At 64.5% G+C, this 17,123-nt stretch carries 13 protein-coding genes, 1 tRNA gene and 1 pseudogene; 5 read left to right on the forward strand and 10 right to left on the reverse strand.

Going from position 1 to position 17,123, the window contains the following annotated elements:
* Positions 1-14: 14 nt before the first annotated feature.
* The 8 genes from ACNPNP_RS13420 to ACNPNP_RS13455 are packed head-to-tail and all read right to left on the reverse strand — an operon-like array spanning position 15 to position 12,211.
* On the reverse strand, positions 15-1,493 hold the full coding sequence (locus tag ACNPNP_RS13420; protein ID WP_448966535.1) for a sulfatase family protein: 1,479 nt from the start codon (positions 1,491-1,493) through the stop codon (positions 15-17).
* Positions 1,494-1,540: 47 nt separating this feature from the next.
* Positions 1,541-2,962 (reverse strand): sulfatase family protein, encoded by a 1,422-nt coding sequence (locus ACNPNP_RS13425; protein WP_448966536.1) that lies wholly within the window; start codon positions 2,960-2,962, stop codon positions 1,541-1,543.
* 5 nt (positions 2,963-2,967) lie between these two features.
* Entirely contained in the window at positions 2,968-4,638 is a 1,671-nt protein-coding gene (locus tag ACNPNP_RS13430) for a sulfatase family protein (protein ID WP_448966537.1), read from the reverse strand.
* A 16-nt stretch (positions 4,639-4,654) separates the two neighbouring features.
* Positions 4,655-7,117 carry an alpha-L-rhamnosidase-related protein gene (locus tag ACNPNP_RS13435; RefSeq protein WP_448966538.1) on the reverse strand — a complete coding sequence of 821 codons (2,463 nt, stop codon included), beginning with the start codon at positions 7,115-7,117 and terminating at the stop codon, positions 4,655-4,657.
* Positions 7,104-7,955: an ATP-binding cassette domain-containing protein gene (locus ACNPNP_RS13440; RefSeq protein ID WP_448966539.1), complete on the reverse strand. Its 852-nt coding sequence runs from the start codon at positions 7,953-7,955 to the stop codon at positions 7,104-7,106. The genes ACNPNP_RS13435 and ACNPNP_RS13440 overlap by 14 nt, the downstream gene beginning before the upstream one ends.
* Positions 7,952-9,697 (reverse strand): dipeptide/oligopeptide/nickel ABC transporter permease/ATP-binding protein, encoded by a 1,746-nt coding sequence (locus ACNPNP_RS13445; RefSeq protein ID WP_448966540.1) that lies wholly within the window; start codon positions 9,695-9,697, stop codon positions 7,952-7,954. The genes ACNPNP_RS13440 and ACNPNP_RS13445 overlap by 4 nt, the downstream gene beginning before the upstream one ends.
* Positions 9,694-10,635, reverse strand: coding sequence for an ABC transporter permease (locus ACNPNP_RS13450; RefSeq protein WP_448966541.1), 942 nt, complete (start codon positions 10,633-10,635; stop codon positions 9,694-9,696). Before ACNPNP_RS13450 ends, ACNPNP_RS13445 begins: the two co-directional genes overlap by 4 nt.
* A 31-nt stretch (positions 10,636-10,666) precedes the next feature.
* Entirely contained in the window at positions 10,667-12,211 is a 1,545-nt protein-coding gene (locus ACNPNP_RS13455; RefSeq protein WP_448966542.1) for an ABC transporter substrate-binding protein, read from the reverse strand.
* A gap of 173 nt (positions 12,212-12,384) precedes the next feature.
* On the opposite strand from ACNPNP_RS13455, the pseudogene ACNPNP_RS13460 reads away from it, so the two are divergent.
* Positions 12,385-12,513 (forward strand): annotated as a pseudogene (locus ACNPNP_RS13460) (LacI family DNA-binding transcriptional regulator); the annotation flags it as partial.
* 237 nt (positions 12,514-12,750) lie between these two features.
* A complete protein-coding gene (locus ACNPNP_RS13465) occupies positions 12,751-13,395 on the forward strand; it encodes a substrate-binding domain-containing protein (RefSeq protein ID WP_448967252.1) in 645 nt (214 codons plus the stop codon).
* 316 nt (positions 13,396-13,711) lie between these two features.
* Here the strand turns inward: ACNPNP_RS13465 and ACNPNP_RS13470 are convergent.
* A tRNA-Ser gene (locus ACNPNP_RS13470) sits at positions 13,712-13,803 on the reverse strand.
* Positions 13,804-13,878: 75 nt separating this feature from the next.
* The gene (locus ACNPNP_RS13475) at positions 13,879-14,616 is read right to left on the reverse strand and encodes a FadR/GntR family transcriptional regulator (protein ID WP_448966543.1); all 738 of its coding nucleotides are present in this window, start codon (positions 14,614-14,616) and stop codon (positions 13,879-13,881) included.
* Between the two features lie 67 nt (positions 14,617-14,683).
* Here ACNPNP_RS13475 and ACNPNP_RS13480 point away from each other — a divergent pair, with 67 nt between their 5' ends.
* From ACNPNP_RS13480 to ACNPNP_RS13490, 3 genes are read left to right on the forward strand one after another with little or no spacing between them, the layout of a single operon-like run.
* On the forward strand, positions 14,684-15,478 hold the full coding sequence (locus ACNPNP_RS13480; RefSeq protein WP_448966544.1) for a sugar phosphate isomerase/epimerase family protein: 795 nt from the start codon (positions 14,684-14,686) through the stop codon (positions 15,476-15,478).
* Positions 15,436-16,329: a phosphogluconate dehydrogenase C-terminal domain-containing protein gene (locus ACNPNP_RS13485; protein WP_448966545.1), complete on the forward strand. Its 894-nt coding sequence runs from the start codon at positions 15,436-15,438 to the stop codon at positions 16,327-16,329. The genes ACNPNP_RS13480 and ACNPNP_RS13485 overlap by 43 nt, the downstream gene beginning before the upstream one ends.
* Position 16,330: 1 nt before the next feature.
* The gene (locus tag ACNPNP_RS13490; RefSeq protein WP_448966546.1) at positions 16,331-17,086 is read left to right on the forward strand and encodes an SDR family NAD(P)-dependent oxidoreductase; all 756 of its coding nucleotides are present in this window, start codon (positions 16,331-16,333) and stop codon (positions 17,084-17,086) included.
* Positions 17,087-17,123: the final 37 nt, after the last annotated feature.

Raw genomic sequence — 17,123 nt, forward strand, 5'->3', positions numbered from 1 at the left:
GTTGTCTTAGGTGATCACTCGGCCTGCGCCTTCGCGAGGCGGGCTATCTCGGGAAGTCGTTCTCGCCTCATGAGTTCGCGCAACTCAGACTCGATGACCCGACCGGCCGCCGTACCCACCAAGTTCTCAAGCTCGTCTGGATCGGTATGCAGGTCGAAGACTTCGCATGCGCGACCCGATACCAGGTCAACAGTGAGGCGACGAACGCCATCCGTGACGGCACGGAACACAGTGTCAGTCTTGCCGTAGCTACCGATTTCAGAGACAGCTATCGGCCAGCCGGCCGATGCGCGCCCCATCGTTCGCGAGACAAGCGAGCGTCCGCGGCTCCGCTCGATAGGCGGAGTCCCGGCGATGTCAAGCACCGTTGCTCCGACGTCCACGAGCTGCGCGATGCCGTGATCGACCCGCGTTTTTGCGGATTGTTCGGGTGCGGGCGAGATGATCAGGGGCACCCTGACGGAGGGCCGATAGAAACAGGCTTTCCCCATCAGGCCCTGATCTCCGAGCATCTCACCGTGATCCGAGCTGTAAAGAATCCACGTACTTTCGCGGAGGTCGCAACGTTCTAAAGCTTCGACGACACGGCCGATTCCCTCATCGATCATGGAGATCATCCCGAAATATGCGCGGCGGGCCTTTTCTAGTTCCGTAGGCAACATGCACCCTGTCTGCGAACGTTTCCGAAGGTCTGCTAGGTGCTCCTCCCACTCCGGGGTAGCGCCCTCGACCGGAATGCCACGTGCCGTGCCAACATCCACGCCCTCGTAGTGATCCATCCAACGTCCCTGAGCGATCAGCGGGGAATGAGGTTGGACGAACGAGAGTTGGAGGAAGAACGGAACGTCACGGTCCCGTTCTTCAATCCACCGAACTGCGGCGTCGGCAAGAAACGCAGTCTGGTCCGACCCTTCCGGAAGCGAACTTCGAGTCCCACGCCAGTGGCCCTCCGTGAACGGCATTACGGACTTCATCAGCTTTGTGTATTCCGTTCTCAGCCCCTCCTGATCTAGGTACTCGAGATAAGGAGAGGTAAAGCCTGGTTTCATGTGGACATGCTGGTCGAACTCTTCGAGGACGTCGTCGAACCCGAAAGCGGCGATCTGTTGCGCCGAGTCATTCACATGGACGTCGCTACCCGCGACAGGCCCGTCGTGTGCGCCGAGATAGTGAGTCTTGCCGATGTTGGCCGTACGGTATCCCGCACGCTGCAGCTGTCGCATGAACGTCGGCCACTCCGGATCGAAATCACTGGCCAGGTTCTGCACAAGGCCGTGCTCACTCGGGTACATGCCAGTGACGAGGGAAGCTCGCGAAGGTTGGCAGACAGGGCTCGAGCACCACGTCGCTTCAAATGTTGTCCCTCCTTGGGCGAGCTTGCGGAGGTTCGGAGATTCAACCGGCGAGTCGTCGTTCATCTCCAGCGCGTCTGCCCGATGCTGATCGGTGAGGATCACGATGATGTTGGGTCGCTTCTTGTCGCCGTCGAGCATGATGTGAGATCCGTTCTTGTGTGTTTCGGAAGAAACATCGCGCGGAGTCAAAGTCGAGGTGCGTCGACGCCAATCTTGCGTCCTTCCAAGAGCTGCCGAGCAACCCACGGACTCGTCATGATCCGATCGCCGTCGGCTACCAGTTGGTGATAGAGGTCTCGCCGGAGCACGGCGAGTGGCCCCGACAATGATTCGTCGGAAACACGATTCTCCAGTTCGAACGGGTCGCCTTCCAAGTCGTATAGCTCATCGATATCCGTTGGGTTCCACACATATTTCCACTGCCGGGAGCGAATCATCCGCTGCGTGAACAATCCAAATTGTTGACCGTTGTAAGTCGAAATGATGTGATCGCGATTCGACACTTCGTCCGAGATCGGTAGGCCCTCGGTGCCCGGCACGAAGATCGCGGCGCCGTGTTGCGCGGTCAATGGGGCAAGCTCCAAGAGCGACGTCAGGGTGGGCGGTAGGTCGAGCATGTTGCAGACGAATGCATCGACGACGGCGGGCGTAGTGAGGCGGTTCGGCCAGCGGACGATAAGGGGCACCCGGGTGACGTCGTCGTACATGACGTGGTGCTTGTCCATCATTCCGTGTGAGCCGCACATGTCTCCGTGATCGGCGGTGTAGATCACGATGGTGTTTTCGGCCTGACCTGTCTCGTCGAGGGTCGCAAGCACTCGACCAATGGCATCATCCATCTGCTCGATCACGGCATAGTAACGAGCAACGATTGGGGCCCAGTCCTTCCAGGCGCGCCCGTCCACCCCCCAGCTCACCAACTGTTGGCGCTGGATGTAGGGCTTGTTCCTCAGGGGGTCGGCGAAGCCGCCCCACGCGGGTATGTCGTCCGACGCATACCGTCGGGCGAAGTCTTCGGTCGGCTGACACGGTAGATGTGGCTCGACGAAGTCGAGGCGAGCGTGCCATGGCCCGTCCTGCGCCGAAGCCTCGCGGATGAAGCGCTCGGTGTTGCATGCTAGCCAGTGCGTTCTGCTTTCGGAGGTCGGCAACTTATCAATGACACCGTCCCAGTCATGCCGCGGCATGGTGTTCCCGGGGTGCTCCTTCTCGCGCCACGCCAGATAGTCATCCAACGACACGTATTCGTCATAGCCGAACGCGGTGGGGTCGAGGTCGGGATGCACGTGCCACTTTCCGACGTACTGTGAGCGATAGCCAGCATCCGCCAATGTCCTTGGCCAGACATCGGAGTCCGGGTCGACGGCAGGAATTCGCGGCCCCAGATCGTAGTTCCACAGATAGCCGGCCGATTCCGGCCGTAACCCCGTCAACAGCGATACTCGGGCAGGCGTGCACAGCGGAATCGGTGTGAACGCGTGCGTGAACCGCACCCCACCGGCGGCGAGCGCGTCGAGGTTCGGCGTCTTCACGGGGTAGCGCTCTTCGACTCCCAGGCAGTCAGCCCTATGCTGATCGGCAACGATGAGCAAGACGTTCGGCTTCATACGGATCAGACTCCTTCAAGTGGGGTGAGGCGTACGCTCGGGGGCCAGGCAGGCAGGGCCACCGACGTTGAGTAGTCGATGGAACGCTCGCCGAGAGCGAGAAGTCGCTCGTCAAGCTCCTCCAACCCTGGGCGTGGGAAGCGGTGTGGCTCGGCCATGGCCAGGAGGCGGATGGAGCGGCGCTCGTGCAGTGGGGTCTCCGACGCGAGAGCACGAGGCGCAAGCTCGTCGACGATGAGTCGCGCGGCTTCGTGGGCGAGGATAGCGCTGAGGGGGCTGTCGATCGAGAAATACCTGCCGCGGGCGTTCGGCGACCTCCAATCGTCGGTTCCACTGAACCCGAGCGGCTCATTGACCTCAAAGAAGTGCTCCAGCCCATCGCGACGAATGTAGTGCTCCCCAGGGACGAACTCGTCCTCTAGCCGGGTGAGCCACCATCCCAGCTCCTGTTCGAGCCGCCGCTGCTCGGAGGCGAGCGCCGGATCACCGCAACGATTGCGCAGTTGGAATGGATCCTCGACGTTGTCATACAGCAGCCATGGGCCAGTGAGCGTGCGCACGTAGGTGTAGCGTGCATCTCGCACGCCGCGATACTCCTCAAGGCCGCTCCGCCGCATACTCGTGTAGACGGCTGGCGCGCAGAGGAAGGCCGTAGCCGGACCGGAATCTGAAGCCGAGAGGTCGCTCCCCGTCACAGTTGTCGGGATCTCGAGCCCGGCAAACCCGAGCACTGTCGGCATCAGGTCGGCGCTGTTGAACAGCTGTGTGGAGATGCGCGGCTCGTGCCCAGGCACGCGCACGAGCAACGGCACTCGCACGGACTCCTCCCACGGATTGAGCTTGTGCTCGAGTCCTTGCGACCAGAGCATGTCACCGTGATCGGAAGTGAACACGACGATCGTATTGTCTGGATCCAAGCCATCGAGTAAGCGGCCAACGCATTCGTCCAGGGCGGCGATGTGGGCGTAGTACCCGCGCAGATCGTGCTTTGCGCGTTCGGCAGCCCAACCGGGAACGTTCGGGCGCAACGGGATCTCAACGTCCTCGTAGAGCGCGCGGAATCGTTCGGGCGCTGTCTGCAGCGGGAAATGAGGCGGACCGTATGACAGCATCAGAAAGTAGGGCTGCTGTCCAGGACCTTCCTCGATGAACCCCAGCGCATCGTCGGTCTGCGCGAACGCGTCGTATCCTTCCCAGTACTGCGGCGTCGGGTCGTCGTTGGCGTAGTACTCAGACTGGTTATAGTCGTGCGTGCATTCGAGCGCCTTGAAGTACTCGAATCCGTGTCGTGATTCAGGCGGGATGAACGCCGACCGACGTTCGTAATGCCCTTCGGGGCTGCCATGGAGGTGCCATTTACCGATGTATCCGGTACGGTAGCCGCTCTCCCGGAACACCTCCGCCAAGGTAGGCCCGGTCGGTGTGAGCTCGACGTCGTTGAGGTATAGCCCGTGCTGCAACGGGAACTGGCCGGTAAGGAAGCTCGCTCGCGACGGGCAGCAAATGGGTTGGCCAGCGATCGCCTGCGTATAGTCGATCGACTCTTCCGCGAGCCGGTCGATCCGTGGCGTTCTGGCGATCTCGTCGCCGGCGTACCCCACGTTGTGCGCCCGCCACTCGTCGCCGAAGACGACCACCACGTTCGGTCGCGACGTTGTCGGTTGTGTTGCGGTCATTACTGGATCATCCTTCCTATGCCCGCTCGTGAATGGGCTCGCCTGAGCTCGATGCCGCGGACAGGTCAATCCGATGCTCGCCCGCGGGAAGCGCCAGAACCTCACCATTCCAAGTCTGGATTCGCACGGGAAGTGGGCTGTCCACGACGAGCTGTCCGCCGGCGAGTTCGATGCTCAGGAGCCCCGCGCGAGTCGGAACGGTCGCTCGTATCCATTCAATCCCGGTCACTGCCGGAGCGATCCAATACGCGTCGGTGTCCAGACCGACCGGCGCGATGCCGAGCACGTGGGTGACGAGGTCGCTCGTGGGAGTACTGCTCCACCCGTGCGCGGGGGTCCCCCATTCCCAGCATTCGCCAAATGTGTCGTAACCGTCGACAAGGAAACGTAACCATCTGCGCAGGAGACGTGGAAGCATGTCGGCACGACCGGCATACGCCACAGCATCGTGCACCACGGACGAGAAGAACGGTTCCGCGCGTATGATCCCGCGCCGCACATCCCAGTCGATCTGCTGCACACCGTCGACGCGGTCCTGCACCTTCTGCGCGAGCGTCCGCTCGGGAGATGCCGCGTTCCACCCGCGCGAGACGAGGTGAGATTCGTCAGTGATACGGCAGATTAGCGCCCCCCGCCGTCCGGCGGGCCCCAAGTCGGCGACGATTGCCGCGGCATTGGCCGCCTGCGAGACGGCCGGCATCAGTCTCCCATCCACGATGTGATCGACGTACACGGCGCGGTCAGGGTCCCAGAAGCACTCGAACCCGATCTCGGTTCTGACGACCAGGTCGCGTGCCCACCGTGCGCTGCCCCCGTTGCCGAGCGCGTCGCAGAGCTCGGCGAACTCGCGGAGACCGCGCACCCAGAGGGCGGTGAGGATCGCGCTGCGTCCGGAGGTGAAAACACTCGCCCAGTCGACCAGCCCCCACTCGGGGACATCAGCGAGCACGCCGTCCGCGTCGGCGTATTGCTCAAACCAGGTCAAAATCCGTTCAGCGGTGGGAAGGTGTGCGCGCACCACATCGAGCTTGTGACTCGCTCGGGCATACTTCCACAGGCCGTGAAGCCAATGCAGCGACCAGTCAGGGATCGTGTATCCCGAGTCGGATTCGATGTCACCCGCAACCGACATCGGCAGCATCCCGTCGGCGCGTGGAGAATCGCACACATCGAGGTATCGCTCGGCCAGGCGCCAGTCCCGGTTGGCGACGAGATGCACGTCGAGGTGCACAATCCCGTCACCGGTCCAGGCGCGCTGCTCGCGAGTGGGACAGTCCGTGAAGGCATCGGAAGAGTTCACCTGCACCGTGCGCACCCCCGCGTGCCACAGCCGCTCAAGGTCGGCGTCGCTGGAGGCGAAGGATGCCCCCGGGGCAAAGGGATACAAGTGTTCGCGAACACCCAGTTCCTCGATCCGGACGGCGGCGGACAGTGGCGGAGTGACCAGCACAGCCACGACGCGCACCCCGTTCGTCTCCAGCGCACGGAATCGTCCCGGCCCGCCGCGCGCGATGACTCTGGCCCCAGCGCGCGGCACATACCGGGCATCCTGGGCCGGATCGTGGGGACGCTCGAGGTATGCAAGATCGAACATGGTGCCTGCAGGGGCATCGAAGGCGAACTCGACGAACCCCGAGAGCACTCGACCGAAATCGAACTGCCAGAGGGAGGGGTCGTCTGGCGCGGCATGGTGCACAGGTTTCGTGGTCGAATGCTTTGCCGTGACACCGTGTAGCGCCACCAGCACGGAGTCGATGGGAGGCCTTGACGGTTGCTCGCCAGGACGCACCAGGGTGGCAGACGTGGGCGAGACGAGATCACCGTCCAGTCGTGCGAGGCCTCGAGGTCGCAGTGCGCCGTAGGGGTAGGCGGGCGGGCGAGAACGACGCGACCCACCCGGGTGAAGCACCTGCGCGGGGACAGCGCTCAGGAACCCAGTCGCGTCACCGGTCGGCAGGAGCCAATCATCGTCGAGTTCGCGTTGGTCGACGATCTCCACAGGGAGCGATGCCAAAATCCCTGCCCCTGGCAGCGTTGACCACGCCGTCATCGGCTGCGCTGTCCACGCGGGGCCGCTGGCGAGCGCAGCCCAGGCGTGGGGCAGGTCGACGATCAGGCAAGCAGAGGAGCCGAGGCCGGAGGCCACGCGCGCCCGCTGCCAGATCGCGTTGTCGTGACCGTAGAACGTGACGAGGACGGCGATCGTGTTGCGCCCTTCGACGAGCGCTGCGCCGATGTCGTAGTCGTCGTAGGTCAAACGGTAAGGCTGCCCCCGCACTGGACCGCGCCCGATCTCCTGCCCGTTGACCCACAGCACGTACCGCGAGTCGGCGCTGATGCGAAGCGGGAGGGTCGTTGGCGGGTCAGCGAGCGTGAAGTCACGGCGGAATCCGATTCGATGCAGGCCGTCGGCGACAGCCTGAGTGGCATTGATCCACTCACCGTCCCAGGGTCCGAACCGGGACTCAGACTGCGTCATCCTGCTCCGCCTCCCCAAGACCGCCAGCATGTCGCGCCGCGCGGCGCCGGGCCTGCTCGGCAGGGTCGGTGACCGGTGTCGCGAGCAAGAGTGCGCGCGTGTACGGGTGCTGCGGAGCCTCGGTCACTTGCCGGGTTGGTCCGGTTTCGACGATGCGGCCGTGCCGCAGCACGGCGATCCGATCGCTAATACTGCGCACCACCCCGAGGTCATGGCTGATAAAGAGGTAAGCGACGCCGGTCCGATCCTGCAGCTCACGCAGAAGCATGAGGATCCGCGCCTGGGTGGACACGTCCAGCGCGCTCGTCGGTTCGTCGCAGACGATCAGTCGAGGGCTCAGCGCGAGGGCGCGCGCGATCGCGATGCGCTGCCGTTGACCTCCGGAGAACTCACTGGCCAGGCGCCGGCCGGAGTCGGCCGGCAGATGCACGCCGTCCAGTAGTCCCTTCACCTGCGATCGCGCATCCTTGATACCCCGCACCACCAGGGGCTCGATGAGGATGTCCTCCACCGTCATCGCGGGGTTCAGCGACGAGTATGGGTCTTGGAAAATCGCCTGAAGCCCCACAACGCTGACGCGGCGCCGACGACGCGTCAGATGCGTGATGTCGGTTCCGGCGAATCGCACTACCCCGGCGGAGATCGGTGCTAGCCCGAGGATCGCCCGGCCGATGGTGCTCTTTCCGGAACCGGACTCGCCGACGAGGCTCAGGGTCTCGCCCTGCGCTATCTTCAGGTCCACGCTGCGGATGACCTGCGTGATCCGACCGCGTCGGCCGAACTCGACATGGAGGTCTTCGACCTCGAGTATTGGGTCTGACATCTGCGCGTCTCTCAATGCAATTCGGATGCCGCGTGCAACAGCTCGCGGGAATAGGCGGCTTCAGGACCGGCGAAGAACGTTGTCGTCGGCGAGTCCTCTACGATCCGGCCGTTCTTCATGACCGCGACGCGATCGCAGATGTCGGAGACGACACCGAGGTTGTGCGTGACGAGCACGACCGCAAGGCCGCTCTCATCACGCAGGTCCCTGATCAGGTCGAGCACACCCGCCTGCACGGTGACATCCAGTGCGGTCGTCGGCTCATCGGCGATGATCAGCTCGGGATCGCCGGCGACTGCTCCGGCGATGAGCACGCGCTGAGCCATCCCGCCGGAGATCTCATGCGGGTATTTGCGCATGACCTCTTCGGCGTCTGCAATTCCCACCCGCTGCAAGAGACCGACAATGCGTGCATCCGCCGCAGACCGTGAGACCTTCCGGATCGCACGCAGCCAGCGCCGCATCTGGGTTCCGATGGTCATCGTGGGATCCAGATTCGTCATCGGCTCCTGAGGGATGTAAGCGATCTTGGTTCCGCGGACGGCACGCAGCGCCGCCTGCCTGCCCAGAATCTCCTCGCCATCGAAGCGGACCGAGCCACCGACGATGACGGCGTTCTTGGGAAGGACGCCGAGGACGCTGAACGCCGTTTGCGACTTGCCGGAGCCGGACTCTCCGACAAGTCCGACGATCTCGCCGCGACGCACCTCCACATCCACACCGTGCACCACTTCGCGGAGGGCCGAACCATTCGTCGGGTATGCCACCCGCAGACCACGAACGCTCAGAATCGCATCTGTCGACGGCATACGTCGAACACCCTCCACCGGCGAGGCCGCGGCCACCCGGGCACGGGCCGCACGATTAGAGAGAATGACGCGCTTGGACGAAGGATCGAGAGCATCGCGCAACGCATTGCCGAGCAGCACGAAGGCGAGCACGGTCACTGTGACCGCGAGCGCCGGCCACAATACCCCGGTCGGGGCGACGTAGATGTTGCGGAAGGCGAAGTCGAGCATCCCACCCCACGAAGGCTCCTGTGGACTCCCGAGACCGAGAAACTCCAGGGCCGCCTGGATACCGACGGCCGCACCGAGAATGAACGAACTCTGAATGATGATCGGCGAACGCACGGCGCGCACAACATGCCGGAATAGGATCCGCGTGTCGGTCAAGCCGGAGACCTTCGCAGCATCGATGTACAGCTCCCCCCGGACAGAGGCGACGACACTGCGCGTGAGGCGGTAGAAGATCGGGGCGACCATGACGCCGTAGATCGCCATTGCGAGCAAGATGTTCGGGCCGATGACCGCATAGAGCGCGATCAACAGCACGACGCCAGGCAGGGCGAGCAGCACGTCGGAAACCCAGTTCGCCACGCCCTCGATCGCGCCCGCGTAGTAACCGGCCAGCAGACCGGCGACCGCGCCGATGCAGACGGAGACGAGGAGCACGACGATGCTCGCGAGCAGGGTTCCCCGCGCAGCCCACAGCAGACGCGACAGCACGTCGCGCCCGGCCGAGTCTCCACCCAGGATGTAGCCGCCGGTGAAAGGTGGCGCGTTGGTGAGCTCGATCTTGGTGGCGTTTGGATCGAACGGCGCGATCCAGGGAGCAAGCACCGCGGCAAGGACGATCACCGCGAGCAGCATCAGGGAGATCAGGCCGAGTGGGTTACTCAGCAGCCGACGGGACGGGCGTTGCGCGCCCGGTGCGGTGGGGTCGATCGAGACGGGTACGGCTGCGGCTTCGCTCATCGCTGCCTCACCTTCGGGTTGAGGGCGGCGTTGACCAAGTCCGCAGCGAGGTTGACGATGATGACGACGATGATGATGAAGAGGACGCAGCCCATGATGATCGGGATGTCTCCCAACAGGGAATTCGTCACTGTGAGCTCACCGACACCGGGCAGCGAGAAGACCCGCTCGATGACGACGACCCCGCCCAACAGGACGATGATCTGCAGGCCGAGGATGATGATGCCTGGCCCCGCCGCGTTGCGGAACACGTGTCCGAAGATCACCGGCCCCGATCGCATTCCGCGAGCACGCAGAGTGCGAACGAAATCCTTCTCCAGCACGTCCTTGACCGCGCCGCGGAATTGCTGCGAAGCCGGCCCGACAGAAGCGATAACGACAGCGGTGACCGGCAGGAACAGGCTGAGTGCCCACTGCGCGGGGCTCTCCGTGAACGGCACATAGCCGGTAGCAGGGAAGAGTCTCGCGCTGACGGCGAGAGTCATCACCAACACGATGGCGACGATGAAGTTTGGAACCGCTGTTCCGATGAGCGCGACGACCTGCAGCACGCGGTCGACCCACCCCCCGGCCACGGCGCTCGCGACGCCGAGCAGGGCGCTGAGCACCGCTGTCAGCAGCATCGCGATGCCGACGAGGGCCAGCGTCACCGGAACTCGGCTGGCCATGATCGTCGTCACCGCTTCCCCCGTGTAGTAGCTGGCGCCCAGGTCCCCACGGACTGCCGCGAGGACCCATTCGATGTACTGGAGGATCACCGGACGGTCCAGGCCAAGTTCGGCGACCTTCGCCGCGACCTGGGCGTCGGTCGCATCCACCCCGAGGATGGTGCGCGCGATGGCGGCTCCGTTGCTGAAGACGAGCACGAACGTCGCGAACGACACTCCGAGCGCAAGCAGCACGCTGAATCCCACACGTCTGGCGACGAAACCGACCATCGGCGAACCTCCTCTGTGAATGCGTCGGTGATTACTGAAAAGACTTGAGCTGGGGAACCTGGAAATAAGGATCAGGCGTGCCGGTCACCGTCATATCCCCTGCCGTACCGAAGTACGCGGTGCGGTTGTTCCACGGGATGAACCATGCGTTCTCGACGACGTATCGGTTGATCTCCTGCAGCGTGGTCGTCAACTCCTCACCGGTCGCGCTTTGTGCGGCGTCGGTGAGAGCGGCGAGTTCCGGCGTGGTGTTGTGCTTGACATTCCAGGTCGCGTCAACGCTGATTGCCTGTTGCAAGCTCCACAAACCGGACGAGAGCGGCATGCTGATGTACGTCATCGGGAATCGTCCGCTCAGCAGCTCGGGCACGGCTGTGGCACCGGCGATCGGCGTCTCGGTGACGGTGATCCCCAGCTCCGCGAACTGCTGCACGATGAGAGGGTTGGCCTGATCAGTCTGCGGAGTGCGCGACGGGATCTCGATCGTGAAGCCGTCGGCATACCCGGCTTCGGCCATGAGCTTCTTCGCCGTGGCAACGTCGTAGGCGTAGTCGTGGTCGAGATCTGCGATGAAGCCCTCGGTCTCAGGTCCAAACATCTGCGTCGTCGGATCCGCCAATCCCTGGAACAGCCCCTTCGCGATGCCTTCACGGTCGAACACCATGTTCAGCGCCTGCCGCACCTTGGGTTCGGCGAGAGCGGGCACCATGGTGCCGTCGCGATCGAAGATGATGATGCCGTTGGTCGCGTCGACCCAGCTGACCACGGAAAGATCGGATGCCTCGGCTTCGGCGAAGGTCTGCGCCGACAACGTGGCGCCGTCCACCTGACCTGTCTTGAGCGCGTTCAGACGTGCGGTGACGTCCGTCATGATCGTCACGACGATTTCGTCGTATGGGTACGCGTCAGCGTTCCAGTAGTCGTCGCGCTTGGCGAAGGTGAGCACGGAGCCGCTCGTCGAATTGGCTGCATCGAAGGTGTACGGACCGGAGCTGAGCGGCACGGCATCGAGATCCGCCGATGCGATGGCGGCCGGGGAAGCCACGATACCCGGACTGAGGCACATGTAGGTCGCCAGCAGGCCGCGCGGTGCCGGGGCTTTCACGACGACTGTCCGCTCATCGGGCGCATCTACCGTGAGCCCTGCGACACGCACTGCGCCGGATCCGCCGCCGGTCTGCATGTGCTCGATAGATGCCTTGACGGCCGTCGAGTCCACCGGCGTGCCGTCTTCGAAGGTCATCCCGTCGCGCAGCGTCATCGTGAGGCTGCTGTTCTCGTCGCTGAAGGCGAAGTCCTCGGCGGCGCCGGGGCCGACCGAGCCGTCCTCATTGCAGGTGAGCAGCGTGTCGTAGACGGCGGTCCACTGCCAGATTCCATCGAACGCGCTTGTTTGGAGCGCCGGGTCCCAGGACGCCTGCGCAGTCGAACTCGCCAGCCGCAGCTGAGAGTAGTCCTTGGCTTCCGATGGTGTTCCGGTGGGTGCACCGGAACACGCAGTCAACGCGATAGCGAAAGTGGCCGTGGCGGCCGCGATCGAGCTGAGGCGGGCGCGCCGCGATGTCAGTGCTCTCATCAAATACTCCTTTGTAGTCGAACCGGCACAACGGCGAATCTTCAATGACGCGGGTGCCGTGCAGACTCAAAGTAGCTGACTCAACTTAATCGTGCAAGTTAGACTAACCGAGCGTTACTGAATCGTGAAAGTTCGATCATGCGATCGTGTGGCTGCTGGGGCACACTATAGAGATGACGAGCAGTGAGGTAACTGTCGCGGGCCGGGGGCGCCGCGCCACTGCAGCAGACGTCGCACGACTGAGCGGCGTATCTCGCGCGACCGTCAGTTACGTATTGAACAACGCCCCCGGCCAGACGATCCCTGTTTCCACTCAAGAACGCGTCCGGGCGGCTGCTGCAGAGCTGGGATACGTTCCCAGCGCCGCCGCAGCATCCCTCCGCCGCGGCCATTCTCGCATCATCCTTATCGTCACCGAACCGGCACTGTTTGGGTTCATCACCGATCCTTTCCTGTCAGCGATCTCATCCCGTCTCACACATGCCGGATTCGTCCCCGTCACACACCAATACAGCACGTCGGAGGCCTTACGAGCTCTGGTGGCCGAGATCCGCCCGTACGGAGTGCTCGCGCTGATCGCGTTGGATCCGGAGTTCAAAGCGGCGATCCACGCGGCCGGGGTTCCGCGTGTGTACTCCTCGGGGCAGGGCGACGCCAGCTACCCCCGACCGTGGGAGGAGGAGATCGGCGAGATGCAGGCGCATTACCTCATCGACCGCGGAGCCGAACGCCTCGTGTACGCAATGCCCAGCGACGAGAATCCGCGTTCGCCCATGGCGCGTTCTCGTGCGATCGGAGTTGCCACCGTGTGCAAAACGCGTGGGTTGACGGCGCCAACGCCGGTGAAAGTGCAGATGGATGCCGAGAGTTCGCTCGCAGCTCTCGGCCCCGTAGTCGCTTCGGATGCCGTAACCGGTATTTGCGCGTTCGACGACGAGGTGGCCAGCGTCGTGCTGGCGGCGATGCATCGTCTGGGCAAGCAGGTGCCTGGCGATGTGCTTGTGATGGGCGTGGACGATACGCCCTTTGCTCCGTTCCTCACTCCACCGCTCACCAGCATGACCATCGATGGCCGCCAAACCGGCCTCGCCCTCGCAGACCGGTTCCTCGCAGGCGACAACGGTGCCAGCGCAGATTCCGTCTCCCACGCCGTCGCCACGATCGTCCGCCGCGGAAGCGCCTGATCCCCAGGGAGCGCTGCGGATCGCCGTGGGTGAATTCCACATCGGCTTCGTCGGCCACGCCCTACGCCAGCCAGCTTGGCTTCATTTACTAACGCCTGCCCATGCAACGGTGGAGCATCTCGGCGATGACCCACGAACGGAGTTGAAGATCTACGCGCACGTTCTCGGCGAAGGATCAGGTCCACAGGGTCACAGCCGCGGACCGCTCAGAAAGAGTCCGAACACTACATCAACACTGGACCGCAGATTCTGGATCAGACGTGGGCGCGACTGCGCTCATCCAGTCACAAAATAAACCTCTGACCAGCGGTTTTTGTGGCGGAGACGAGGGGATTTGAACCCCTGGACCCCTTGCGAGGTCTCCACCTTAGCAGGGTGGTGCACTAGGCCGGACTATGCGACGTCTCCAGACATCCGACTCGAAAGCACGGATGCGCTCCTCCATCATAACCGGTCGGAACGAGTGTCACGAACCGGCCGTTCTCACTCCTGCGAGTCGGCCAGCAGCCGCGCTGTCGCCGTCGCCATGTGCACGGCCATCGCGGACGCGGCAGCGTCGCCGTCGCCTCGGCGCACTCCCGCCAGCACCGCTTCGTGCTCTGCGACCGCCCGCTCCGCCTCGGCGGAATCGTGCACCGCGCGATCGGCGTAGACCTGCAGGAGCGAGCGGATGACGTGCACATGATCGGTCAACGTCTCGTTGCCGGCAGCCTCGGCGAGCGCATGGTGGAAATCGAGGTCGGCCTTCGCGAAGGCGGGAAGATCGGCGACCGTCTCGCGCATCCGCTTCACGTCTTCGTCAAGCCGAGCGATGACCGCGGCATCCGCCCGCGCAGCGGCCAGCCGGGCGACGTAGATCTCCAGCCCCTCGCGCAGCTCCAGCAGTTGCGCGGTGTTGCGTTCGCCGATGAGCAGCCCCCAGCGCAGCGTCTGCGGCAGAAGCTCGCTCGCCAGTCCGCGAAGGTAGGTGCCGGATCCGGGCCTGACATCGACGATCCCGAGAATCTCGAGCGCGGCGAGCGCTTCGCGCACTGCCGAACGCCCGACGCCGAGTGTCGCGGACAGCTGCCGTTCCGGGGGCAGCCTCGTACCCGGCGCCACTGCTCCGCTGGTGAACAGATCGAGCAGACGTCGTGCCACCTCGGAGACCGGCGTCCCAGAGGGCAGAGCACTCAGCGCGGACGCGATGTCGTCGACCGATTCGCCGGGGTATGCGGGCATGGCTTCAACCTACCCGAGCGCGAGGAGAAGACTTGCAATTGGTCAACCGGTTTGCCAAAATGTGATCATGATCGGCCTCGGCACATACGCCTACTTCTGGCAGCACTCCGACCGCGTGCCGCAGCCGTTGAGCCTGATCGGCGCTCTCGAGGACACCCGCGCCCAGGGTGTCGACCTCTTCCAGATCTGCGACTACGCACCGCTGGAGCGGATGACCGACACCGAGCTGCGCGACGCCGCCAAGGCCGCCAGGGACCTCGGCCTCGCGATCGAGCTCGGCACGAAAGGCATCGTCCCCGAGCACCTGAGCACCTTCCTCGAGCTGGCCGAGATCTTCGACGCGCGCCTGGTGCGCAGCATGCTCTACGGCCCCGATTCCCGTCCTTCGCTCCACGAGGCCGAGACCTGGCTGCGCCGCACGATGCGCGAGTACGAGACCGCGGGCGTCACGCTCGCGCTCGAGACGTACGAGCAGCTGGCCACGGCTGACCTCGTCGGTCTCGTCGAGCGCGTCGGCAGCGATCACCTCGGAATCTGCCTCGACCCCGCGAACGTCGTCGCCCGGTTGGAGAACCCGAGAACGTGCGTCGAGCAGACCGCCGCACTCACCAAGAACGTGCACGTGAAGGACTTCGCCTTCGCCCGCCAGCCGGGCTGGGTCGGATTCACCTACAGCGGCGCCTCGATGGGATCTGGGCTGCACGACTACGCCCACCTTCTCGGAGCCGTCCGCCCGCGTGAGCGCGGCATCAACGAGATCGTCGAGCACTGGCTGCCGTGGCAGGACGACGCCGAGACGACCATACGAACCGAGCGGGAATGGACCCGCGCCACACTGGAACATCTGAGGAGCACACTGTGACCGAGAACCACAAGATCGCCGTCATCGGCGCGGGCGGCAAGATGGGCATGCGCGTGTCCGACAACCTCGCGAACACGGACCACACCGTCTGGTACGTGGAGAACTCCCCCGCCGGTCGGCAGCGCACGATCGACGCCGGGCGCGAACTGACGGACGCAACCGCAGCCGCGGCCGACGCCGACATCGTCGTGCTGGCCGTGCCTGACCTGGCCCTCGGCCCCGTCACGGCCGAACTGGTTCCGCAGCTGCGTTCGGGCGCGATCGTGCTGACGCTCGACCCCGCCGCCGCCTACGCCGGGCTGCTCACCACTCGCGACGACGTCATCCAGGCCGTCGCGCATCCGTGCCATCCGTCGATCTTCCTGCAGCGCGAGACCCCCGAGCAGTGGGCCGACACGTTCGGCGGCATCGCCGCCCCGCAAGACGCCATCGCCGCGTTCGAGAGCGACGACGAAGCGAAGAAGGCCATCGTCGAAGCGACGGTCCGCGCGATCTACGCCCCGGTCATCGACGTGCACTGGGTCACGATCAAGCAGCTCGCACAGCTCGAGCCGACGCTCGTGGAGACCGTCGCCTGCATGATCGGCGATCTCCTCAACGAGGCTCTTCAGGAGGCCGTGAACACGATGGGCGTTCCGGAGGCGGCTGCGCGCAGCATCCTGTACGGTCACACGCAGGTGGCACTGGCCAACGGCCTGCGCGGCGACAACCCGTTCAGCGACGCGTGCCTGATCGCGATGGACTACGGCAGGGAGAGCATCATCAAGGACGACTGGAAGAAGATCTTCCGCGACGACGAGCTCGACAAGAACCTCGCGCGGATGCTCCACCTCGACAAGATCGAGCGCTGAGATGACCCGCCTCGAGGGGAAAACGGCACTCGTCACCGGCGCCGGAGCGGGGATCGGACGCGCGGTCGCCGAGCGCTTCGCTCGCGAGGGCGCCCGAGTGATCATCGCCGACAGAGATGCGGATGCCGCGGCATCCGTCGCTGCGGAGATCGGCGACGTCGCCCGCGCGGCAGTCGTCGACATCTCCGACGAGGCATCCGTCGAAGCGGCGTTCACCGACCTCGTCGCCACCGGGTGGAGCCCCGACGTGGTCGTGGCGAATGCCGGAGTGCAGCTGTTCGGGCAGGATGCCAAGGCCGCGGAGCTCGATCTCGACGTCTGGCGCCGCACGATCGACATCAACCTGACCGGAACATTCCTCACCGTGAAGCACTCGGTCCGCGCGATGCTGACTGCCGGCGGCGGGTCGATCATCCTCACCGGAAGCCCCACCGGCCTCAACGGGGAAGGGCAGGACTTCACGGCGTACTCCGCATCGAAGGCCGGCATCCATGGCCTCACCCGCACGGTCGCCGCGGCATATGCCGGTGACGGCATCCGGGTGAACACGGTCGTTCCCGCCTACACCGAGACCGGGCTCGTCTCGACGATCTCCGACGATCCTGAATCGCGCACGGCGATCGTCGGGCGCATTCCGCTCGGCCGTGCCGGTAGCCCGGCCGATGTGGAAGGCATCATGGTGTTCCTCGCCAGCGCCGACGGCGAGTTCGCCACCGGAGCGCTGTTCGCGGTCGACGGGGGCATGACGACGCTGTGAGCGCCGGCGGCATCAGGCTGTATCTCGCACTCGCGCA

It is taken from the genome of Microbacterium xerophyticum, assembly GCF_053543555.1.